At 59.6% G+C, this 23231-nt stretch carries 21 protein-coding genes and 1 pseudogene; 12 read left to right on the forward strand and 10 right to left on the reverse strand.

Translation table 11 applies throughout. The features are described 5' to 3' along the window. Positions 1-646, reverse strand: a pseudogene (locus tag AB6804_RS17010) (IS3 family transposase); the annotation flags it as partial. A 26-nt stretch (positions 647-672) separates the two neighbouring features. On the opposite strand from AB6804_RS17010, the gene AB6804_RS17015 reads away from it, so the two are divergent. The 6 genes from AB6804_RS17015 to AB6804_RS17040 all read left to right on the forward strand — a co-directional run bounded on the left by AB6804_RS17015 (position 673) and on the right by AB6804_RS17040 (position 6347). Beyond that, positions 673-1608 carry a DUF4123 domain-containing protein gene (locus tag AB6804_RS17015; protein WP_370887433.1) on the forward strand — a complete coding sequence of 312 codons (936 nt, stop codon included), beginning with the start codon at positions 673-675 and terminating at the stop codon, positions 1606-1608. Between the two features lie 80 nt (positions 1609-1688). Then, a complete protein-coding gene (locus AB6804_RS17020; RefSeq protein WP_370887434.1) occupies positions 1689-2075 on the forward strand; it encodes a hypothetical protein in 387 nt (128 codons plus the stop codon). Further along, positions 2065-4023, forward strand: a complete 1959-nt coding sequence (locus tag AB6804_RS17025; RefSeq protein WP_370887435.1) for a DUF2235 domain-containing protein — start codon at positions 2065-2067, stop codon at positions 4021-4023. The genes AB6804_RS17020 and AB6804_RS17025 overlap by 11 nt, the downstream gene beginning before the upstream one ends. A gap of 77 nt (positions 4024-4100) precedes the next feature. Next, positions 4101-4358: a PAAR domain-containing protein gene (locus AB6804_RS17030; RefSeq protein ID WP_370887436.1), complete on the forward strand. Its 258-nt coding sequence runs from the start codon at positions 4101-4103 to the stop codon at positions 4356-4358. Beyond that, positions 4355-5383: a type VI secretion system baseplate subunit TssG gene (gene tssG, locus AB6804_RS17035; RefSeq protein WP_370887437.1), complete on the forward strand. Its 1029-nt coding sequence runs from the start codon at positions 4355-4357 to the stop codon at positions 5381-5383. Before AB6804_RS17030 ends, tssG begins: the two co-directional genes overlap by 4 nt. A gap of 10 nt (positions 5384-5393) precedes the next feature. Continuing rightward, positions 5394-6347, forward strand: a complete 954-nt coding sequence (locus AB6804_RS17040; protein ID WP_370887438.1) for a 4'-phosphopantetheinyl transferase superfamily protein — start codon at positions 5394-5396, stop codon at positions 6345-6347. Here the strand turns inward: AB6804_RS17040 and AB6804_RS17045 are convergent. Continuing rightward, positions 6334-6840: a YgjP-like metallopeptidase domain-containing protein gene (locus AB6804_RS17045; RefSeq protein WP_035968345.1), complete on the reverse strand. Its 507-nt coding sequence runs from the start codon at positions 6838-6840 to the stop codon at positions 6334-6336. The genes AB6804_RS17040 and AB6804_RS17045 overlap by 14 nt on opposite strands. 230 nt (positions 6841-7070) lie before the next feature. Here AB6804_RS17045 and AB6804_RS17050 point away from each other — a divergent pair, with 230 nt between their 5' ends. Then, positions 7071-7580 (forward strand): metal-dependent hydrolase, encoded by a 510-nt coding sequence (locus AB6804_RS17050; RefSeq protein ID WP_370887439.1) that lies wholly within the window; start codon positions 7071-7073, stop codon positions 7578-7580. Between the two features lie 39 nt (positions 7581-7619). Next, positions 7620-8117 carry an LEA type 2 family protein gene (locus AB6804_RS17055; RefSeq protein ID WP_370887440.1) on the forward strand — a complete coding sequence of 166 codons (498 nt, stop codon included), beginning with the start codon at positions 7620-7622 and terminating at the stop codon, positions 8115-8117. A 9-nt stretch (positions 8118-8126) separates the two neighbouring features. Here AB6804_RS17055 and AB6804_RS17060 read toward each other — a convergent pair whose 3' ends face one another. Both AB6804_RS17060 and AB6804_RS17065 read right to left on the reverse strand, forming a co-directional pair. Beyond that, the gene (locus AB6804_RS17060) at positions 8127-8315 is read right to left on the reverse strand and encodes a hypothetical protein (RefSeq protein WP_370887441.1); all 189 of its coding nucleotides are present in this window, start codon (positions 8313-8315) and stop codon (positions 8127-8129) included. Between the two features lie 113 nt (positions 8316-8428). After that, positions 8429-8686 carry a hypothetical protein gene (locus AB6804_RS17065; protein ID WP_370887442.1) on the reverse strand — a complete coding sequence of 86 codons (258 nt, stop codon included), beginning with the start codon at positions 8684-8686 and terminating at the stop codon, positions 8429-8431. A gap of 424 nt (positions 8687-9110) precedes the next feature. On the opposite strand from AB6804_RS17065, the gene AB6804_RS17070 reads away from it, so the two are divergent. Then, positions 9111-10496 carry an FAD-binding oxidoreductase gene (locus AB6804_RS17070; RefSeq protein ID WP_370887443.1) on the forward strand — a complete coding sequence of 462 codons (1386 nt, stop codon included), beginning with the start codon at positions 9111-9113 and terminating at the stop codon, positions 10494-10496. Positions 10497-10523: 27 nt separating this feature from the next. Here the strand turns inward: AB6804_RS17070 and AB6804_RS17075 are convergent, their stop codons facing one another. The 4 genes from AB6804_RS17075 to AB6804_RS17090 form a co-directional block, all read right to left on the reverse strand. Next, complete coding sequence (locus tag AB6804_RS17075) at positions 10524-10874, reverse strand: host attachment protein (protein WP_370887444.1); 351 nt, start codon at positions 10872-10874, stop codon at positions 10524-10526. A gap of 79 nt (positions 10875-10953) precedes the next feature. Then, on the reverse strand, positions 10954-12462 hold the full coding sequence (locus AB6804_RS17080) for a succinate CoA transferase (protein WP_370887445.1): 1509 nt from the start codon (positions 12460-12462) through the stop codon (positions 10954-10956). A gap of 333 nt (positions 12463-12795) precedes the next feature. Beyond that, positions 12796-12987 (reverse strand): hypothetical protein, encoded by a 192-nt coding sequence (locus AB6804_RS17085; protein WP_370887446.1) that lies wholly within the window; start codon positions 12985-12987, stop codon positions 12796-12798. Between the two features lie 127 nt (positions 12988-13114). Then, positions 13115-15208: an FUSC family protein gene (locus tag AB6804_RS17090; protein ID WP_370887447.1), complete on the reverse strand. Its 2094-nt coding sequence runs from the start codon at positions 15206-15208 to the stop codon at positions 13115-13117. 168 nt (positions 15209-15376) lie between these two features. Here AB6804_RS17090 and AB6804_RS17095 point away from each other — a divergent pair, with 168 nt between their 5' ends. Beyond that, a complete protein-coding gene (locus tag AB6804_RS17095; protein WP_370887448.1) occupies positions 15377-16306 on the forward strand; it encodes a LysR family transcriptional regulator in 930 nt (309 codons plus the stop codon). Between the two features lie 13 nt (positions 16307-16319). On the opposite strand, the gene AB6804_RS17100 is transcribed toward AB6804_RS17095, so the two are convergent. Next, on the reverse strand, positions 16320-17003 hold the full coding sequence (locus AB6804_RS17100) for a Fe2+-dependent dioxygenase (protein WP_370887449.1): 684 nt from the start codon (positions 17001-17003) through the stop codon (positions 16320-16322). A gap of 63 nt (positions 17004-17066) precedes the next feature. Then, positions 17067-19304 carry a TonB-dependent receptor gene (locus AB6804_RS17105; protein WP_370887450.1) on the reverse strand — a complete coding sequence of 746 codons (2238 nt, stop codon included), beginning with the start codon at positions 19302-19304 and terminating at the stop codon, positions 17067-17069. A gap of 447 nt (positions 19305-19751) precedes the next feature. Between AB6804_RS17105 and AB6804_RS17110 the strand changes: the two genes are divergently transcribed. Further along, a complete protein-coding gene (locus AB6804_RS17110; RefSeq protein WP_370887451.1) occupies positions 19752-20954 on the forward strand; it encodes an ammonium transporter in 1203 nt (400 codons plus the stop codon). A gap of 86 nt (positions 20955-21040) precedes the next feature. Beyond that, a complete protein-coding gene (locus AB6804_RS17115) occupies positions 21041-23230 on the forward strand; it encodes an ATP-binding protein (RefSeq protein ID WP_370887452.1) in 2190 nt (729 codons plus the stop codon). The last annotated feature ends 1 nt before the right edge of the window (position 23231 follow it).

A 23231-nucleotide genomic window follows, 5' to 3' on the forward strand; every position in this document is an offset into this window, starting at 1 on the left:
TGGTTTGCCCGATTGATCGTCATGCCGCGCAACAGATAAGGCCAGATCTTGTGCTTCACATGACGGCGGCTCGTGTTCGGCTTGCAGTACAGCGCTTCAATGCCTACGCGTTTCATCAGTGTGCCGACGTGTTTGCGTCCGACCTGGACGCCTTCCCGCTTCAGCAGGCGCACCAGCATCCGCGCACCGGCGAACGGAAACTCCAGATGCAGTTCATCGAGCCGGCGCATCAGCTTCAGATCAGTCTCGCTTACCGGGTGCGGTTGGTAGTAGGCGCTCGAACGAGCAATGCCCACCAGCTGGACCTGCCGGCTCACCGGCAGCGCGTGCGCGCGATCAATCATCGCTTTACGCTCAGCAATCCCGCCTTGCCGAGCGCGCCTTCCAAAAAATCATTCTCCAGTGTCAACTGCCCGATCTTCGCGTGCAACACCTTCACGTCGACCGGGGGCTCGGCCGATGCCTTGCCTGTCTCGAACACTTCAGCAACGCGTTCCTGCAATTGCTTCTTCCAGTCCGTAATCTGGTTCGGATGCACTTCGAACTGTTGCGCCAACTCCGCCAGCGTCTTGTCGCCCTTCAGGGCCGCCAGCGCCACCTTCGCCTTGAACGTAGGAGAGTGCGCGCGTCGATTTCGTTTCGTCATTTCTGGGTTCCTATTTGCCAGCCATTATGGCCGACTCGGACCCCAGCTTTTTCCACTTACCGAGCTGTCCGAATTCCCGGCGCCACCTCTCGCAGCTTCAGACACTCCCGACTGAACTTCCTTTGCACTATTATCTGATAGCCGATGCTGCGCAGGACAAGCAGCACCCGTCAGTATTACTACACGAGAGCCTTGGAACGCGTAGCCAATGTCTCTTGACGTTCGATCAAGGGCCGGATCTTGACGCTGCCGCGCCTCATCTCATGACCTTTCCACAGTTCGATGCAGACGCAGAAAGCTGGCAATGGTTATTTGGCTATGGACCGTCGGTACCAGCGGCCTTCAGCATCATTGCAAGTCCGTTGAGTTTCGATGAGCTCTACGTCCACTTACACGCAATGACGGAAGTCGTCCTTCCCGATGGCGAGGAGATGATCTTTGCGTTTTGGGATCCTGCGATTCTTGGAACACTGGTCGGACAACGGGACGATCGCACCTTGCACGTTCCCGGTCCTGCATTGACCACAAGAGAATGTGGAAAATTCCTTTCTTGCGTGACCGCATGGTGGTACTGGGACCGTGACGGAGGCATGCATCAGATTGTCAAGGACTCGAACGCAGAGGGGGGAAAGGAAGTGGTGCTTCCGCTAAAGCTCACTCAGACTCAGGTGGACATGCTCGTGGAGGCGAGTGTACCGGATCACATTCTTAGTTATATCAATGCTAACAGGCCTGGCATTTTGGCAGATCTACCGGTTCAGGAAAGATATGCGCGCGTTGAAAAGCATCTGAAGGAAGCTCGAAAATTGAACCTTAGGGGTATGCGCGATATTCTCGACTACGTATGTGCATCCTTGATATACGGCGACCGGATGATTGAGAGTCAAGAGATTGCGACTTTGCTCCAGAAGGTCAAGTCGCGCGAACTCAGTCTCACACAAGCGTTGGAGCAGTTTCCATGAACTCACGCCGTAGGTTCGTTAAGCATGTATCGACGCTACTTTTGTCCTGCACATTGTTTGGCTGTAAAAAGGGGATATCTATGGAATCGGCAGTCGTTCTCGATGTGGTGTTATTCAATTATATTGATAGGGCGATTATTGATGTGCTCTTAAACGGAGAAGATATCGGCGTGGCTGGCCCTTACGGTGGTGGAAGCGGTGTGTTGAGTGGTGTGCGGATCCCGCTTGGTGCTCAAAGGTTGACATGGCGTTGGGATGGTCCCGAGGGAATGCCGGGAAATGGCGACACTGTAGCGGCGATAAATACGATGACTCTGTCGCCGACGCAAATTTCAGCCGACGATCGATACCTTGGAGTTCATGTCTATCCCGACAGAACAGCGGAGCTGACACTATCTCCGCATCTGCCCGAGATGACGCCGAAGGGTGAACAAATTTATAGGGAGAAACGTCGCAATGACCGGTGACAAGGAAAACTTGCAGGCGGCTCAAGCCACTAATCGTGATGTTCCGCCGGGACAACCGGCGCCAAAGCAGGATTGCTCTGACGTCGTCAACATCAGCGTCTACTTCGATGGAACGGGAAACAATAAGGAGGTAGACGAAAAGCTAAGAAAATGGGCGAACCCTGCTCGAATGTGGCGAGCTGCACAACTCGCTTCCGAGTTGGGCGACACGACAATTCACCCCATCTACATCTCTGGTGTTGGAACGGATTTCAATGGTGGCGCGACCGACTGGCTTGACCGATCCGAAACCTATATTCAGGACAATGTATTCGGATTGTCTGGCGGCGCAGGTGGAACCCGACGAAACGAATTTGGAAAAAACAATGTCAATGAAGCGTTGCGTCGGGTCTTGCTGGACAACGCGAAAAAGCTGAATGCTACGACGACGGAGTATGCAGGAAAAGGAAAGGACTACAGCCTCAGTGAATTGAGTAAGGCGCTCGCGAAACATCGATTGATCAAAATGATCAATCTGTCAATTTTTGGCTTCTCGCGTGGCGCAGCTTTAGCGCGCGCGTTTAGCAATGATTTTCTGAAAGATTGCAAGACAGACAAAAACGGTCAGCTCACATATCAGGGTTTCCCTATTCGTCTCCATTTTATGGGGCTGTTCGATACAGTCGCGTCGTTTGGCGGGCCCACTACGAATATGGATTCATTCTTCACTGAGAAAAATCTGAAGGTCCCAGGTGCTGTGGAGCGATGCGTTCACTATGTGGCTGCCCATGAATTGCGTTTCTCATTCCCGTTGGATATTATTCGCCAGAACGGAAGTCTGATGCCGAATTGGACGGAACTTGTGTATCCGGGAGCTCACTCCGATGTCGGTGGCGGGTACGAGCCCGTTGAACAGAATCGGTCAAACAACTCCGGTTGTATCCCACTTCGTGACATGATGAAAGAAGCGGTCAAATGCGGAGTGCGGTTGTTAGATTATGATCAGATAAAAAAATCATATAACACAATATTCGCAGAACGCTTTGAGGTAAAGCCGCAAACACAAGCTGCATACGACCGATACAGAAACGCTGTACCATCTCGCGGTTCGGTTGAGCAGCAAGTCGATGCGAACATGAAGGCCATGTACGCTGCATACGGAACGATGTGGCGACGTGGTGTCAAAACACCAGATAACCAAAGCGAATTTGGCCATAGGCTTGTCGGCCATGTAAGTATGGCCCGTGAGGTTCAGGCGTTACGAAGTCGTCGTTCCGCAGGATCATTGCTGATCGAGCAGCACGATACCCAGATTGGGCTGCAATTTATTGGTACGGTGTATGGCCAGTTCGTGAAGCCGGACGCGTGGCGATTGCAAGCATGGGACACTACGGCGAACGAAGACGTCGTTCAATTCTTCGGCAAGTACGTTCATGACTCGAAGGCAGGCTTTCTTCATGGCGTGGAGCCGTTCAGCTATTTCCGTCCTCGTGGAATCACTGAAGCCAGCCGGAACGTGATGGCGGCAGGGCTGCAATGGCTGGATGAGCACATTGAGGCATCCAAAGACTATGTCATTAAAGTCTATACCTCCGCTCAAGGCGTGGTAGTCGAAAAATGGAAACGTGGCGAAAAGATAGCTGCTACGACGTATCAGGTTGGAGAACAGATTGTGGTCGAAACGATCAGTTCCGGTCAGCAGTATGCCGTTGAGATTTATAAAACGAGCAAGAATATCGTAGTCACTCAAATCAATGAGGGCGAGAAAGTCATCATCAACACGGTCGACACCCTCCAGAAGGAAATGTCTTCCGCACTCGATGCCGCTCGGCAAAAGGCTATCGACTCGGCGAAGCAAGTGCAGCAAGCGGCAGCATCCGCCGCCAATACAGCCGGAAAGGCAGTGGATAGCGGAGTGAAGGCCATTGAGGATAGCTGGCAAACCACCAAGGCTGCGCTCGGCTTGTGAGTTGCTGGAAGTTGCGCACTTGTTGTTTGAATAACGGCATGCTGCGTACACTGACTCATATCTAGAGGGGAATGTTGATGAATCGTTCGATTTGTTGTGATGGTGATGCAACCAGCCACGGCGGAAAGGTTATTAAGGTCAGCGGTAGCATGACGATCGATGGACGTCGCAATGCTCGCCTTGGTGATTGGGTAAGTTGCCCCGAGCATGGCGATAATCAGATCGTGGAAGCTTGTGAAATGCTTGACGAAGACGTTCCTGTGGTGTTGCATCAATGCAAAACCGCGTGTGGGAGCTTTGTCATCGCGACTGGCAACTTGACGATTACTGAATGAAATCGGAGCCGTGGCGGTACGGGTTCTACCCGCTGTTGCGCAGCATCGGCGCGAACACGCACGGGGAAGCCATCGGCACTGCACAACTGCCGACGAGCGAGTCTTTTCGCATCGGCCAGCGTCCGAGCCTCACCTTTGCCCCGCGCGAAGTGGCGGACGCCCGGCTGAAGGATGGAAAGCTGCACATTCGGCTCTTCGGTCTGGGCATGCTCGGCCCGAATGGACCGCTGCCGATTCACGTTACCGAGATCGCACGCGAACGCGAAGAACATCGCAACGACCCGACGCTCGGCAACTTTCTGGACATCTTCCACCACCGTTCGCTGTCGTTGCTGTATCGCGCATGGGCCTTGACGCAGGCCGCAGCCGGTCTGGATCGACCCGATCAGGAGCGGTTTTCCGTGTATGTGGCGAGCGCATCCGGGCACGCGACTCGGCGCGATCGCACCGCATTTCTACCGACGCATGCGCGCCTGTCAGCAGCGCCCCATCTGATCGCGGAGGCGCGCAACGTCGATGGCCTACGCAGTTCACTGGCCGCATATTTCTGCGTGCCACTGCGCATCGACGAGTATCAGCTTCACTGGATGACCACTCCGACGCACAGCCAGAGCATCATGGGCGAACAGCGCATGTCGTCTTATCTGGGTGCCGGCGCGATGCTCGGCGAGCAGGCGCCCGATTGCCAGTATCGGTTTCGCATTGTGATCGGGCCGCTGGAGATCGAACAGTATCAGCGCTTCACGCCGCGAGGCAGCGATCTGTTGACGCTGGTCGAATGGGTGAGAGCGTACGTCAGCGAAGAGTACGACTGGGAGCTTGAATTGCAGATCAAGCCAGAGAGTGCACCGCCGGCAGTCCTCGGTGGGCCGCAGCAGCTTGGCTGGTCGAGCTGGTTGGGTGCATCGCCGACGGACGCGCCGATCACCGGCATGCGTTTCGAGCCCGAGGAATACATGCGTGAGTTGCGGCGGAATGCGACCCAGCGTGCAGTCGAACCTCACTATTACCGCGAACACTCGTAAAAGCGAGGCGATGACAACCATGATCGCCAGGCAAGATCATGGAAGTGAAAAGATGACAAGGAATCGTTTCACCAGAGGATTGCAGCGAGGCCAAGGCCACTACGATGGTCTGTGCTCCAGTGCCGCAGACTCTAATGACGGCTTTGACGTCAGCGTGAACCGGGCGGGACGGGATGTCTGGACTCCACGGCGCCCCAGTCCCATCCGCACGACGCTTCCGCTGTATATTCATCCTCCGCTGTCAACGGCGAAGCCGCATCACAGGCAACGTAACCCAAAAATGCGGATACACCTTCTACCAGCCGATGCACCTCCCGATGTACGCCTCTGGCTCGTCGACATCGACCTCAACGCACCGCTCATCGAAGCTGGCGCAAACGGCCTGCATGCCAGCGAACTCGCACGCGCACACCGCTTCTTGCGCCACCAGGATGCAGCTCGCTTCGTTACTATGCGTGCCGCGTTGCGACGCCTGCTCGCAGCCGAACTTAACGTCGATCCAGCCGGCCTCCCCTTCATCGCCGACACAAACGGCAGGCCATCACTCTCCATGCCCGATGCCCCGGATTTCAACGTATCGCATTCGGGCGCGCATGGCCTGATCGCCGTGTCGTTCAGGCGGCGCGTAGGCGTCGACATCGAAGAAGCGCTGCCTTCGCTCGACTGGCGCTCACTCGAAGCCTCGGTGCTTCATCCCACTGACAAGCGAGTCATCGACGCTATGCCGCAAGCGCATGCAAGCAGCGCATTCTTCGCATGCTGGACCGCGAAAGAGGCGGTGTTGAAGGCGCATGGCGACGGCATTGGCGGCAAGGCGATAAGCATGCAGGACTTCTCCGTTCTGCCGCGCAACGACGCACGTTATGCAGTATCGGCAGAGCCGGGCGCGTTCCAGGCGATATCGCTTGTAGTCCCGCAAGGCTATGCGGCGGCGCTCGCCTGGTCAGAGATCACTCAACCTTAGTGCGGATCAGATCACGATGCGTGAGATAAAGCCGCAGATCGAATTCAATCTGATGGTAGCCAGGCTGCATTAGCTCACATAGACGATAGAACGCCTTGTTGTGCTCGCTTTCCTTTAGATGCGCGAGTTCGTGCACGATGATCATGCGGAGAAACTCGGGCGCGGTGTCCTTGAACAGCGAGGCGACGCGTATCTCTTTCTTGGCTTTCAGCCTGCCGCCTTGCACGCGTGAAATGGCGGTATGAAGGCCCAGCGCATGCCGCAGCACATCGAGCTTGCTGTCGTAACACACCTTGTCGATGGCGGGCGCGACACGCAAAAACTCATTCTTCAGATCCGTGCAGTACTGATACAGCGCGCGGTCCGACTGAACCGCGTGCCGCTTCGGGTAACGCGCGTCGAGATACGGCCCGAGTTGCTGCTGGGCGATGAGTCGGCGCACCTTGTCCTGTAGCGTGTTCGGATAGGCGCTCAGGTATTTCAGGTGTTGCATGACGGCTTTTCTAGTAGGAATCGAAGGAAAGTTTCGATCACGCACGGCCTCCGCCGCAACGGTTCTTGCAATCATTTTAGTCATTGCCGCGCCCGCTCGCCGATGATGTGCGTCAATGGCCGCCTCAAGACGGAGCTTTTGCGTAAGTTTATGTATCCGCACGCGCAAGGAATGAACCGTCGTGCGAACATGCGCGGTTTCCACAGCATGCGTTACAAGGCAGGTTGCACATGGCATCGAGCAAGGCCCATCACGCGACGGGATGGGCAGCGGGCATCATCGCGGCGGCGCTCGCCAGCAAGGCCGCGACAAGCGTCGACTACGTGTCGTGCGCGCTTGCGGTTCTCGGCGGCGTCGTGGGAGCAACCGCGCCCGACTGGCTCGAAGTGGCCTGGTGGACGAGAAAACGCAAGCTGTGGATCACGCACCGGACGCTCACGCACTGGGGCCTCGGATGGGCCGCACTTTTCGCTTTATGCTGGCATTACCTCGGGCGTCATCCGGCGGTGCCTTTCGCTTTGGGATTCGCATGCGGCGGAATCATCCATCTGCTGGCGGACTGGCCCAATCCGATGGGTGTGCCGTGGATCGCAGGCCGTCATTCGCTCAAGCTATGGACGAGCGGTCACTGCGATCTGATCGTCGTCGGCGCGGCGTGGATCGCGGCGTTCTACGTTGCCGATGGCGTCTGGTTTCATCACGAGTATGGCCGCCTGCTGCTTCATGCGATGCGGGCCTAGAACGTCCGCTGTCTCCTTAACGCTTACGGAAAGTCGCCCATGCAATCGAATCACGCGGTACGCAACGGTTTTATCGCTCTTTTCGTTTTCTTCGCGATGCTCGCGCTTGGCGGTTGCGCGGGTTTCATGAATCGCGATCCGCTGCGTGTGAATGTTGCGGGCATCGAACCGCTCGAAGGGCAGGGGTTGGAAATGCGCTTCGCCGTCAAATTGCGCGTGCAGAACCCCAACGATGCGCCGATTGATTTCGACGGCGTTGCGCTCGATCTCGACCTCAACGGTCGCCCGTTCGCGAGCGGCGTCAGTGCGCAGCGTGGCACCGTGCCCCGTTTCGGCGAGGCGGTGCTATCGGTGCCGGTGACGGTATCGGCGTGGTCGGTGGCGCGGCAGGCGCTCGGGCTTGCAAGCGGCGATGCATCGACCAAAGTCGCCTATGAAGCACGCGGCCGACTCGCTGGGGGTGCCTTTGGCGGTGCGCGCTTTTCGGACAAGGGCGCGATCGACTTCCCCACTGGTGGCGGCGCGCTCGGCTATTGATCGTACCTGTCAGCGGCGCTTCTTTCGCCGCGCTGTTTTCGGCGGCGTCAGCGCGGCCGTCCAGAAGTCCGCGACCTGCTTCGGCGACTGGCGCTTGACGGCGGCAGTCGCATGGCCACGCGCCGATCCGGCGATCGCGTTCGCGCCGGAAAGCCACATGCTCATGAAAGGATTCTTCTTCGTCCAGGGATTCTTCATGCGGTTCTCCCAAGTGAAATGCCCGGCGTCAGGCGTCGGGAGTTGCATGTTGCGTGCCTGAGACGAGCGCCGCGGGGCGCTCGTCTTCGTCATCAGTCTTTCGACTGCGACGCTTAGTGCGTCACTTGAAAGCCGTTCGCGCGATCGTTACGGATGTCGACGCGCGCATTGCCGACCGTCGTATCGCGACGGCCGATCGCTTCAGCACGCTTGTGTTCGTCACGCACTTCACGATGCTCGCGCGCGTGCTCGACGTTCTCGCGATGCGCCTTGTGCTCGACCTTCTCGTAATGCTTGAATTCGTGCGGCTTTGCAAAGACACCAGCGGACAGGCAAGCGATAGCAGCGGCGACAAGCAGTTTCTTCGTCATAAATATCTTCTTAAGGAGAAGCAGATCGAAATGATCTGCATGCCACGAAAAACGCAGGCAGTCTCCGCAGGTTGACGCTCGCTGCCTTCCTGTAAGGACATTCAACACTTATTGCCGAACTGGCTTTAAGCGCTGGTTCAGACAAGGCTGCAAGGAAAAAAGTAAGCGATCCATAACGTTGGTTAGAGCCTCGCTTCGGCAAACTTGGCCGATGCATGCTAGGTGTAATGCGTAATTTTACTGGGCGCGCACTTTACATTCCGCAATGCCGGGCCTTTAATCAACGAGCGGACATGCGTGTCCGTCATCGCAATTCCGCTTCTCACAGCGGCACGGGCCGCTCGAGCGGATTCCTTGCGCTCTAGCGTTCCAGATGGCAGGGTCGGGCACGTCGCGGCGCGGTCTTATATGCAGCGAGGTCTTCATGGTCAACATCCCGGTCGAATCGATCGATACCCTCAAGACGGCGGTGCGCGGCAAAATCATCGCGCCCGCAGACTCCGACTACGACGAAGCGCGAAAGGTCTGGAACGCAGCCATCGACAGGCGTCCCGCGTTGATCGTGCGCTGCGCCGGCACCGCCGATGTCATCGCGGCGCTTGCCTTCGCTCGCGACAACGCCATGCTGATATCGATACGCGGCGGCGCACACAACATTGCGGGCAGCGCGGTCAGCGACGACGCATTGATGATCGACCTATCCGCGATGAAATCCGTGCGCGTCGATCCGCAAGCGAAACGCGCGTATGTAGAGCCGGGTGCATTGTTATCCGACTTCGATCACGAAGCGCAAGCGTTCGGACTAGCGACACCGCTCGGCATCAATTCAACGACAGGCGTCGCCGGCCTCACGCTTGGCGGCGGCTTTGGATGGATCAGCCGCAAGTTCGGCGTGACGGTGGACAATCTCGTCGCCGCCGAGATCGTCACGGCGGATGGACAATGGCATCGCGTAAGCGTTGAATCGGAGCCTGAACTGTTCTGGGCGTTGCGCGGCGGCGGCGGCAATTTCGGCGTGGTCACGCTATTCGAATTCCGCCTGCACGAAGTGGGACCGCAAGTGTACGGCGGGCTCGTCGTTTATCCGCTCGAACAGGCGGATCAGGTGCTGCCGAAGTATCGCGATTTCGTCGCTTCAAGCCCCGATGAGATGACCGTATGGGCCGTCATGCGCCTTGCGCCGCCTTTGCCGTTCCTTCCTGAAGACGTGCATGGCAAGCCGATCATCGCGCTTGCGTGCTGTTTCATCGGTCCGGTCGAAGATGGCGCAAAGGCAATCGAGCCGGTGCGATCCTTCGGCACACCGTATGGAGAACATCTCGGACCAATGCCCTTTGTCACGTGGCAGAAGGCGTTCGATCCGCTGCTTACGCCGGGCGCGCGCAACTACTGGAAGTCGCATAACTTCACGTCCCTGTCCGACGAGACGTTCGACGTGCTCACGAAGGCCGTGCTCGCGGTGCCGTCGCCGCATTGCGAGGTGTTCATCGGAGCGATGGGCGGGCAGACGAACCGCGTTCCCGTCGATGCCACCGCGTATGCGAATCGCGACTCGATCTATACGATCAACATACACGGCCGATGGACCGAAGCCGCGGACGACGAGAAATGCACGCAATGGACCCGCGAGATGTTCGCCGCGTTGACGCCGTATGCCATAGGCAGCGTCTACGTGAACTTTCTGACAGGCGATGAAGGAGATCGTGTGAAAGCGGCGTATGGGCCGAACTTCGAGCGGCTTGCCGAGGTCAAGCGGCGCTACGATCCGAACAACGTCTTCCGCAGCAATCAGAACATCCCGCCTGCATAATCAAACGATGCGCGCCGCCAAGAATTTTCAGCGGCGCGCATGACGTGCGTCCTGCGTGTCGATGTTCGATGCGTCGTTGCCGCGTTTCTCGTATACCAGCTTGCGCGTTTCGCTGCTCAAGTGTTCACTCAATACGTCGAGGAAGCCGGACTCGACCGCCAGCCGCAAGCGGTCGAAGCGATGACGCAATCGGCTTTCCTCGAGAAACGCGGCCACCGATCTGGCGAAAGACTCACGGTCCTTGTCGATTGAATCGGCGGCAAGCACCGCGGGATTTCTGATGTCCTCGACCTGTTGAAGATCGAGTGTGAGGCCTCGCGTTTCGAAGATTCGGGCGCGACTGCTGTCGGCGGCGAGAACCCACGTAATGGCGGTCATGATGCTCCTCCTGTGCGCCCACCTTCGGGCGACCTTCAGGCATTGTGCGCCGAATCTTCCCCTTTGCGAATGCCTTGGCTTAATGCGGACCGTCGGGCAGCATCGAACCCGTATGCGCGAAGCGCGTATGCAGCGCGAACGCCGCATCAAGCCGGTGCGGCGTGTGTCCGCCGAGCGATGCTGCATCGCGGTAGTAGTCGCGCAAGAGATCGCGATAGAGCGGGTGGGCGCAATGTTCGATGACTGCGAGCGCGCGTTCGCGCGGCGCAAGACCCGTCAGATTGGCAAGGCCGCGCTCGGTGACGATCACGTCCACATCGTGTTCGTTGTGATCGCAATGCGGAACCATCGGCACGATGCTCGAAATGCGGCCATCCTTTGCGATGGACTTCGTCGCGAACACGGCATACGACGCATTGCGCGCGAAGTCGCCCGAGCCGCCGATACCGTTCATCATGTGCGTGCCGCCGACATGCGTCGAATTGACGTTGCCGTAGATGTCGGCTTCGATCGCCGTATTGATCGCGATCAGCCCGAGGCGGCGAATCACATCGCCATGGTTGCTGACCTCTTGAGGGCGCAGGACGAGCCGCTCGCGATAGCGGTCGATGTCGCTCAAGACCTGCTGCTGGCGCTTCGCCGAAAGCGTGATCGAGGCGCCCGATGCGAACGCGAGCTTGCCTGCATCGAAGAGATCGAAGGTTGAGTCCTGCAGCACTTCCGAATAGAGCGTGAGTGCTTCGAACGGCGACGCAGCGAAGCCGGACAGCACGGCATTGGCAATCGTGCCGATGCCCGCTTGCAGCGGCGGCAACCGTTTCGGCAGGCGGCCGCGCGACACTTCATGCTGAAAGAATTCGACGAGATGGCCCGCGATCAGCGCGGTGTCTTCATCGGCGGGCAACACGGTGGAAGGACTGTCAGGCTGATTCGTCACGACGATTGCCGCAATCTTCTCGGGCGCAATCTGGATGCAAGGCGTTCCGACGCGATCCTCGACGCGCATCAACGCTAGCGGCGCGCGCTCTGGACGCGGCGCGGGCGACCATACGTCATGCAGACCTTCGAGGCCCATCGGCTGGGCAAGATTGATCTCGACGATGACCTTCTTCGCGAGCATCGCGAACGTCGCGGAATTGCCGACCGACGTGCTCGGCACGATACCGCCCGTCTCCGTGATGGCGACGGCTTCGATGATCGCGAGATCGAGCGGGCCCAGGCGATTGTCGCGCAATAGCTCGACCGTCTCGGACAGATGTTGATCGATGAACATCACTTCGCCGCGGTTGATCGCGCGTCGCAAGGTGGCGTCGACCTGAAAGGGCAGGCGGCGTTCCAGCGCGCCCGCCTCGGTGAGAATGCGATCGGTGTCGCTGCCAAGCGATGCACCGGTCATCAACGTGATGCGAAGCGGATCGCTTTCCTCACGCGCACGCCGCGCGATTTCGAGCGGCACGGCTTTGGCATCGCCGGCACGGGTAAAGCCGCTTGCACCCACCCGCATGCCGTTGTGTACGAGCTGTGCAGCCTCGGCTGCGGAAGTGACTTTTCCGCGCAAGGCGGCACAACGAATACGGTCGTCCAACATCGATATCTCCACTAACACTGACTGGCTCGTGCCCCGAGTGAGTCTCGTCGTCCGCTAGCGAAACGGCGCACGAAGGCGCGCGCTTCGTTCAGCGTGCTTGGACGCGGCGCGTTGATCGGGAGTGTCTTGCGTAGGCTTCGATGATCTCGCGGCGATGCGCGATGCTCGGATGCTGCGGACGGAGACGGCGGGGCAACGGCGAAATTATTCGTTATCCCTAGGCGTTTTCATAGGCGCAGTATCGAAAGCGCAACCTTCGTCATGCCACTCTTTGCGCTTTGTCTAATTTCGGCGTCTTGATGCTGCAAAGGCGCCGATATTGAATACGAAGGATCAACTGCCGCCGAAGAAGATGCTGCAATAGCTGGCAGGCCCCACGCATTCCTGTGCTCGCTGCGGCGTTTGCGTAGACTGTTGGTTCGTGTCGCTGGCAGCGTTGCCAGCGGCGGGCGTGGACGTTTGCGCCATCGCGAGCGTTGCGCTCGTGAGCAGGATGGCTGCAAGGGTGATCTTCAACGGCTTCATGTACTTCTCCTTTGAGACGTGTGCCGTGCGTCGGATGGTTCGGGCACGCAAACACTATAAGTCGCGCTATCCGGCGGATAAATCGTCCCGCGTGCAAGGCACATTTCCAGCACGAGGAAGGATGGGCTCAGCGTTGCGCATCGAAGGGCGCAGTGGGATCGACGAGCGCGCTGCGGATGAAATGCAGGCACGCCAGAAAGCGCCGCAGATCGCGTGCTGCCTGGTGTGAGGGAAGGTACTGGAGCAAGGCATCGCTTGCGAAGATCGACGACACCACGGCGTTGATCGCACGGCGCAGCGTCGCGCTCGACGGCGTGCGAAACAGCATCGCCATGTCATGCAGCATCTGCGCGACCGATGACGACCATGCGATGCGCAGCGACGCCGGTGCATCATCGACGTTCAGTGCGGCGCGCAGCGTGCGCAGGTCGATCATCGCCTGTCCCGCTTCGAGCGTGACGAGCATCCACGCGAGCGCACGGCGATGCTCGCGGGAGGACGGCAGCAAGAGGCCGAGCAATTGCGACATGAGATCGTGCGTGCCCGAGTGAAAGCGTTCATTCAGTCCGGGAAGCCTGCCTTCACAAGCAAGTGCGGCCTGAGCGCGCAATGCCGCCAGCGTTTTGCCGACGAGCCAGGGCGTATGCGGCGGCACGATGATCGCGCACGCGATCGCGGTCACGAGCATCGAAACGACGATTGCGATACCGTTGTTCAGCAAGAGGCCCGGATCGTAGACGATGGCGTTATCCGGTGCCGCAAGAAGACAGAAGAACACGCAAAAGCCGATGCCATATCCGGCCGTGGCGGGGCGCATTGCAATAAAAGCGCCTGCGGCAAGGGGCGGCGCAAGCACCGCGCACAAGAGCGGGAAGCCGTCGATCGCGGGATAAACATGACACAGGTAGACATAGCCGAGCATCGTGGCAAACGCCGCGCCAGCCGCCATTTGCGCGACGAACTTCGCCGGCCTTGCCGATGCGGACGACAACGCGCAAGCGAGCGTCGCAGCGATGACGGCCAGTCCGCCGCTCGGCCATGCGGTCGCGATCCAGAACCACGCGACCGCCGCGATGACGATGCCCGAGCGAACGAAAGTGGCCGCAATGACGAAGCGATTCGTCGTCGCGACATAGCGCGGGCTCGTGCCCTCGGCGCGCAATGATGCATCGTGCTGGCCGTTCGCAATCGATGAACGAATGCGCATCAGGCGTACGATGTCGCCGTTGAAGCGATCAAGCAATTCGACGCACGTCGTGACATCGATATTCGACGAATCCGCGATACGCTCGTTGAGCGACGCACCGAGCCGCGCGAGCGCGCGTTCATCGCAACGCGGCGAAGCGAGCAGGCTCGCATGATCGTCGAGACAAGCCGCGAGCGCGGGATATTCATCGAGCGCACGCAGCCGCTTGATGCACTGATCGAGCGCATGCAGACGCGCACACGCGTCCATAAACGCATTATTTAATCGAGCAAGCAACACGCTTTGTCGGCGTAGCGCAGGGTTTTCGTAAGCCGCAATGCGCCGTGTCGATTCGAATCCGGCGATCTCTTCAACGAGGTTCGCATAACGACGCTCACGAGCGCGGCGAGTCAGGCCACCGCGCAGCACGCTCGCAGCAAACGCGATGAAGTCGGACTCGCGTTGCGCAAGCGTCGCGGTAAGCCTCGCGCTGGCATGACGCGGCAGCACGAGCGCACTGACCACGCTCGAAGAGAGAATGCCGATCATCACTTCGGCGCCGCGCGTGAGCGTCGCGAGCAGCAATTGATCCGGCGCAGTGACGACAGGCACGCCGATCAGCGCGGCCGTGTATCCGGCGAGCACGAAACCATACCAGCGAAATTGCCGATGCCGCACAGCGAGCGCCGTGCATGCCGCGACCCACACGGTCAGTCCCAGTGCATAAAGCTCCGCGGTCTGCACGAACACCGCGCCGAGCACGAGCGCGGCGAGCATGCCCAACGCGGTGCCGGCGAAGCGATACACGCTCTTTGCGAGTACCATGCCGGAGAACGGCTGCATCAGCACGAACGTCGTCGTCATTGCAATGCGTGGCTGCGAAAGCTCGAAGCGCATGGCAAGGCCCATCGCGATGAAAGAGGCAAGGAGCGTCTTCAGCAGATGCAGCCAGACGTTGCCTTCAGTGGCGAGCCAGTCGCGCAGTCCGTCGATGACGTCTCGTGCGCAAGCCCGGCTCGCACGCGGATGATTCATGAACGACATGCTTGAGCCCGCTACGTCCCTTTCGTGAAGTGGTCGATTGTAGGCAGGGCGGCAATATCAATTAATGAGGGAATCAGGGAACATTCTTTCCAGATTCAATAACAATGCTTCGGGCAATTGAGCGGACAATGTCGTCCCTCTGGCAACTGTGACGGTTCGATGGACACCCTACAGAACATGCGGGTATTTGCCCGCGTGATCGAAGCCGGCAGCTTTACGGCTGCGGCTCAATCGATGAATTCCACGACCGGCGCCATGTCGCGCGCCGTATCGGAACTCGAGGCTCACTTGCGCACGCGATTGATGAACCGCTCGACGCGGCGTCTCGCGCTGACGTCGGCAGGCGAGCGTTATTTGAAGCGTGTTTTGCAGATACTCGCCGATATCGACGGCGCAGAAGAGGAAGCAAGCGGCGCGCATGAGCATCCGTCCGGCACGCTGCGCATGTTCAGTTTCGCAAGCGTCGGGCAGCACTATATTCTGCCGGCCATCGCGCGATATCGTGCGCTCTATCCCGACGTGAAAGTGGAATTGACGCTATCGCAGCGCATGCCCGATCTCTTCGAAGGCAGCAGCGATGTCGCGGTGGTGTCGGCGGGAACGTTATCCGATTCGGAGGTGATCTCGCATCGGCTTGGTAGCACCTTCAGCATTCTGTGCGCATCGCCCGCTTATATCGATGCACGCGGTACGCCCGCACAGCCCGCCGATCTCGCCAGCCACGATTGTCTGACATTGCAAACCCCTGCGTTTCCCGCACGCGAATGGACGCTCGAAGGACCGCAAGGCCGCGAGACCATGCACATCAGCGGGACCGTGCAGGTGAATATCGCGGAATCGCTCGTCGTGGCGATACGCGAAGGCATGGGCATCGGCATATTGCCGCTTTATGCCGCAATCGACGGCCTGCGTGATGGCTCCCTCGTGCGCGTGCTGCCGGACCACACGTTGCAGCACACCAATCTTTTTGCACTCTATGCGTCGCGCAAGTTCGTCGATGCAAAGACGCGCACATGGGTTGAATTTCTGCGCGCGCATCTTCCGGATGTCATTGCACGCGATGAAGCCTTGCTGAAGGAATTCGGGTAGCGTCACTAAGCGATCACGTATCGCTCCACATGCGCAGCAGGTTGTGATAACAGCCGACGAGCGTGCGCTTGGCCGCTTCATCGCCGTTGGTCGCATTCAGGCGCTGAATGGAGTTGTCGAGATCGAATAGCAGCGCGCGCTGGGCATCGTCGCGAACGAGGCTTTGCGTCCAGAAGAAACTCGCCACGCGCGCGCCGCGCGTAACGGGACGCACCTGATGCAGACTCGTGGCGGGATACACGATTGCGTGTCCCGCCGGCAGCTTCACTTCCTGCACGCCGTAAGTGTCTTCGATGACGAGTTCACCACCGTCGTAGTCTTCGGGGCGTGAAAGAAACAGCGTGACGGATACGTCCGTGCGAACGCGCGCACCATGTCCCGGCACGATGCGAATGGCGCCATCGACATGACTGCCGAAATGCATGCCGCCTTCATAGCGGTTGAATAGCGGCGGATACACACGGTTCGGCAGCACCGCGCTGATGAACAGCGGATGCCGTTCCAGCGCACCGACGATCGCATCGCCGAGTTCACGAGCAATGGGCGAGCCCTCGGCGATCTGCTGATTGCGCTTGACTGGCGCGCCCTGATAGCCCGCGGTGGCGCGGCCATCGACCCATGAGTCGCTGGCATCGAGACGTGCGCGCATCGCTGCTGCGTCTTCTGGACTGAGTACGTTCGGTATCGAAAGAATCATGATTCGGTAAGTCAGACGACGCGCGCGCCGCTTCGTGGATCGTTGAAACGGCGCGCGTTCGCATCAACGGAAGCGGTAGTTCACCGTCGCAAGGAACGTGCGGCCAATGCCCGGCACCGCGCGTCCGCCATCGGAAGGAATGAGGGCGTCGTAGTACTTCTTGTCCGTCATATTCCATACGTTGAACTGGATATCGTAGCGCTTCTGATGATACGCGGCCATCACGTCCCAGCGCGTATAACCGCCTACTTTGACGAAATTATTGTTCGCCGCATAGCGTGACGACACATAAGACGGCCCGCCGCCGAACTCCCAGTTGGGCGTGAAGTTATACGTCGACCATAGCGTGAGCATGTTGTGCGGCGTGTTGGCGAGCGTATTGCCGGTGGTGCCGTCGAGTGCTTTCTCCACGGTGCCGTTCATGTACGTATAGCCGCCGAAGAGCTGCCACTTGTTCGTAATGTGCCCCGCGACGCCGAGCTGATAGCCGCGCACGCGCACATCACCATCGAGCGTGTATTCACCCGTCGATACCTGCGTGCGTGCATTCGTTTTCTCGATGTTGAAAAGCGACTGCGTCACGGATAACCCGCCGTTCAGCAAGTCCCACTTCGAGCCGATTTCATACGAGCGGTTCTTCTCGGGCGGCGTGTTTTGCTGATTGTTCGTGAGCGTGAGCGCTTCAAGAGACGGGTTGAACGACGTGCCGTACGACACGTAATACGACTGCCATTCCGTCGGCTGCCACACGATGCCGGTACGCACGCTCGTGAAGTAGTTCGTTTGCGTCGCGTAACGCGGCGCGTTGATCGAGTTGTTGATCGATGCTTCGTAGCGGTCCCATCGAACGCCGCCGATCCACTTCCAGTTCTCGCCGATCGAAATCGTATCGTTCAGGTAGAGGCCAATGCCGTTCGCGCTCGACTCCGCAAGATTGGTCGCGACTTCGCGATAGTTCGATGGACGCGTCGTATAGGCCGGATTCACGAGCGGCACGATGGCCAGTGTGTTCGACGGCAGGCCGGGCGTCGTCGCGGTGAAGCTCTGATTGCTGTACGTCTCGTGGCTCAGATCGACGCCGACGAGCATGTCGTGCTTGAGGAAGCCGGTCGCGAACTTGCCCTGGAAATCGGTCGTGTTATAGACCGAGTGATCGTTGATGTTGCGGTCCTTGCCTTGCAAGCGGACGTACAACGACGAAAGCGGCAGCGTCGTGTAATTGCCGTTGCTGAGCGCCGGCGATGTGCCGAGCGGACCGGTCAGCACGGCCGCCGCATTGGTCGCGCGTGCCTCGGTGCTGTAGTGGCTGAACTGCGTCTGGTTGCGCAACGTGAACATGTCGTTAAAGCGATGTTCGACGCGCGCGTTCAACGTCTGCACGTCCTGAATGGTGCGGTCGTCGGTGAAACCGTAGAAGGTCTTCCTGTCGACAGGAGCAGGATGGCCGTTCAAAGGCGGAATGCCATAGTCGGGCTGATCGTAGTTGTGCTGGATCAGCGCGGACAGCGTCACTTGCGTGGGCGTGCCGATGCCGAACTTCAGTTCGGGCGCAATGCCGAAATCCTTGTTCTTCATCTCATCGCGCGTCGAGCCGAGCGACTGGCCGAATGCGTTGATGCGAAACGCGGCGGTATCGGTCAACGGCTGATTGATGTCGACGGTCGTGCGATAGCGGTCATGCGTGCCCGCCTGCAACGACACATCGGCGCGCGGCTTCAGATTGGGCTGCTTGCTGACCTGATTGATGACGCCGCCCGTCGAGCCGCGTCCGAAGTACAGCGACGAAGGGCCGTACAGCACGTCGATCGATTCGAGATTGAACGTATCGCGATAGTACTGGCCCCGGTCGCGAAAGCCGTCGAGATAGATGTCGGTGCGTGCGGTGAAGCCGCGCAAGTTGATGTTATTGCCGATCTGGCCGCCTTCGGCTGCGCCCAGCGTGACGCCCGGCACGTTGCGCAAGGCGTCGGAGAAGGAACTCACTGCCTGCGATTGCAGCACGGCTTTCGGCACGACGACGACGGCCTGCGGGATGTCGCGCAGCGCAGTCGGCACCTTCGCGCCGACGCTCGACGTTTCCGCCTGGAAGTCGGCTGCTGCGTCGCTTCGTCCGGTTACGGTGACGGCCGGCAGGGTGGCGTCCTGAGCGATGATCTGACTGGCGGAAGAGGCTTCCGTTGCGGGCGATGCTGCTTGCGTGGCTGAAGCGCCTTGCGGTGCGGTCTGAGCATAAAGCGGTGCGGCCATCGGCGCCGCGGCAATAGTGACCCATGCCGCTGCAAGCGGCGTTTTCCTCAACATGTCGTTCCCCGATACTTGTTAGTGATTTCCGACCGGCGCGAAACGGGATTCGTCGCCGAAAGCGATGACGCGACCTCGCCCGCCCGCGCATCATGTTCGACGGGCGGGATGCGTTATTGGCCAAGCCATAATGGAGTTTGTTAATGCGAATCAGTATCATTACACATTACGGAAATATTTGGAAAAAAATGTATCGACACGTTGGGTTCTCGCTTGCACGCGTTAAAAGGAATTGAATTCGGCATACTGCATGCACGCCTGCGGTGCAACGCATGCACAGAAACGCTCGTTCCGCACCAACTAAGAGCTACAACCTGCGTACGTCGTGAGACAGACGCACCGCGCCCGCGCACGTGCAGCCTTGGTAGAGCACCAATTGCATGCAGAGTGCGCCAGCATGGCCCGAAACTTGCAAAAAGCGCCGCTTTTCAAAATAAGCCACGCGCCATGCAGGCCCTTCAAACCGGCACCAACACACTCTTCCTGCTCCTGGGCGCCGCCATGGTGCTCGCGATGCACGCAGGTTTTGCATTCCTCGAACTCGGCACCGTCCGCCGTGAAAACCAGGTGAACGCGCTCGTGAAGATCCTCGTCGACTTCGCCGTTTCGACGCTTGCGTACTTCTTCATCGGATACAACATCGCGTATGGCGTGCAGTTCATGCACGGCGCCGATATCCTCGCCGAGCACAACGGCTATGCGCTCGTGCGCTTCTTCTTCCTGCTGACGTTCGCGGCGGCGATTCCCGCGATCGTCTCAGGCGGCATCGCGGAACGTTCGAAGTTCAACCCGCAATTGTTCGCGACGTGCGCGATCGTCGGCTTCATCTATCCGTTGCTGGAAGGCGTCGCGTGGAACGAACGTTTCGGCATTCAGCACTGGCTTGCGCAGACCTTCGGCGCGCCGTTCCATGACTTCGCAGGCTCCGTCGTCGTGCATGCGTTCGGCGGCTGGGTTGCGTTGCCTGCCGTGCTGCTGCTCGGGCCGCGTCACGGGCGCTATCACAAGGACGGGCGCATTGCCGCGCATCCGCCGTCGAGCATTCCGTTTCTCGCGCTGGGCGCATGGGTGCTCGCGGTCGGCTGGTTCGGCTTCAACGTGATGAGCGCGCAGACTGTCGACAAGATCAGCGGCCTCGTCGCCGTCAATTCGCTGATGGCGATGGTCGGCGGCACGCTCGCCGCGTGGTTCGCGGGCCGCAACGATCCCGGCTTCACGTATAACGGGCCGCTGGCCGGTCTCGTCGCGGTGTGCGCGGGCTCGGACCTGATGCATCCGTTGGGCGCGCTGATCGTCGGCGCGGTGGCGGGCGTGTTGTTCGTGCAGATGTTCACCTGCGTTCAGAACCGCTGGCGTATCGACGACGTGCTCGGCGTGTGGCCGTTGCACGGCATGTGCGGCGCATGGGGCGGCGTCGCGGCGGGCGTGTTCGGACAACGGTCATTCGGCGGCATCGGCGGCGTGTCGGTGTGGTCGCAATGCATCGGCACGCTGGGCGCGGTGGCGCTCGCGCTCGCGGGCGGCGCCGCCGTCTATGGCGCGATCAAGATGACCGTCGGCTTGCGGCTCGAACGCGAAGACGAATTCAACGGCGCGGACCTCGCGATACATCGCATCTCGTCGACGCCGGATCGCGAAATGGCAGGGTGAAGGATCGCTGACAACGCGCGCGTGGCTATGCGCTACACGCACGCGCCGGTTACGATATACGGCCGACTCACAAAAAGGCCGAACGCTTGAACCCAACCGAGAACGGGACCCTGGATTTGCCGCTCCCATCGCGCAACTTCGCGTTGACGCGGCGGGTGCTGCTGCTCGTGCTTGCAACGTCGGTGCTAATACCCATGGCGTGTCTCTGCATCTATGGCTATTACGACTATCAGCGCCGTTTCGCCGATGCGGAAGAACTGACTGAACGTCTCGCGCGTGTCGCAAACGAACACGCGCTAAAGGTGCTCGATCTCAATCAGCAACTCGAAACGCGCGTCGTCGATACGCTCGGCGATAGCGACGATGCGAACATCGCCAGCCGGCAGCAAGCGCTGCATCGCGCGCTCGACGACATGAGCGGCACGCTGCCTCAAGTCGCTGCCATTTCAGTGTTCGGTGCGAATGGCGCGCTGCTGGCGAACAGCCGCTGGTATCCCGCGCCGCAAGTCTCCATCGCGGAGCGCGACGACTTTCGCTCGGCGCGCGCCATCGCACCCGTCACGTACTTCTCGCTACCGTTGCGCGGGAAGGTCGCGAACTCCGACATCTTCACGGCGACAATGGGACGCGTCAGCCGCGATGGCCAGTTCCTCGGCGTCGTATCGATTGCGCTGAAGCGTGACTATTTCACCGACTTCTATCACGAGATCGCTGCGGGAGATAACGCGCTCGTCATCGGCCTCTACCGACGCGATGGCGGCCTGCTCGTGCGCTTCCCTTCAGCCGGCAACGGCGCCCAGCCCGCGCCCGATACGCCGTTCACCCACGCGTTCCGCAATAACGAGCTATATGGCCGTTTGCAGATGACGTCGACTATCGATCACGTCGAACGCGTGCTGGCTTATCGCCGTGTCGGAGATTTTCCTCTTTACGTTGCAGCCGGTTATGCGACTTCCGCCGTGCAAGCGCGATGGCGGCATAACCTCGCGCTCGTCACGGCGATCGCCGCGCTGCCTTGCATGGCGGTGTGGCTGCTGATTGCGTACTCGATCCGTCGCCTCGATTCGGAACAGGCGGCATGGGAACGCTGGCAAGCGGAAGTCGCGATGCGCCTATCCGTCGAAGCATCGAGCCGTCAATTGCGGCGAATGGGCGCGCTCGGCAATCTGGTCGCGAACGTCGCGCATGACTTCAACAACCTGCTGATGGTGGTGTCGTCGAATATGACGCTTGCACGTCGCAAGCATTTCAACGATGTCGAGAGCGAAGTGCTCGCGGTCGAACGCGCCACCGCCGGCGCGGAATCGCTCGCGCGAAGGCTGATGAGCGTGGCGCGCAAGCATCCGCGCAAGCAGGAAGTCATCGAACCCGCTGCGTGGCTCAGAAGCGTGCTCGATACCGTGAAAAGCGCCGTGCATCCGTCTATTCCGCTCACGGTCGAGTGCTCCGCGGACTTGTGGAACGTAATGGCCGATGCGGTCGAGCTGGAGCTTGCGCTCGTCAACATCGCCGTGAATGCGAGCGATGCCATGCCGCATGGTGGGCGCATCGTCATTCGTTGCCAGAACGCGCGCGTGCGCGGCGCGGAGAACGACTTGCCCGATGGCGAATATATCCTCATCTCCGTCACGGACAACGGCGAGGGCATGAGCGAGCCAGTGCTTCGCCGCGCATTCGAGCCGTTATTCACCACGAAGGAACGCGGAACGGGTACGGGCCTCGGCCTCGCACAAGTGCTCGCGGCTTGCGAGCAGGCGGGCGGCACGGCGCGCATCACGAGCGTGCCGGACGCGGGCACGACGGTGCGCTTGTATTTGCCGCGTTATCAAGGGCCGGCTGCGTCGTCGAAGCAAGAAGAAGTTAGGGAACCTGATCATCCTGAGTCGGAGCCGCCTATTGCCGATGACCATCCGCTGCGCGGAATGTCCGTGCTGCTCGTCGAAGATAACGTCGACGTTGCGGCCGGCATCACGGCAGTGCTCGAAGTATTCGGCTGTGCGGTCCATCATGAAGAAAGCGCGGACGCGGCCTTCGCGTTATTGGGCGAGGGCTATGGTTTCGATCTCGTGTTGTCGGATGTGCAGATGCCGGGGCGGATGAACGGCATCGACCTGGCAGAACAGATCATTCAGCGCCTGCCTATGCAGAAGCTCGTGCTGATGACGGGCTACGCGGACGACATCGAACGCGCGAAGCATCTGGGCGTGCGCATTCTCGCCAAGCCGTTCAATATGGATGAGTTGCGCGATCTGATGGCGGACGGCGTGCCGCATTAAT

The organism is Caballeronia sp. RCC_10, assembly GCF_041360715.1.
Taxonomy (GTDB): domain Bacteria; phylum Pseudomonadota; class Gammaproteobacteria; order Burkholderiales; family Burkholderiaceae; genus Caballeronia; species Caballeronia grimmiae.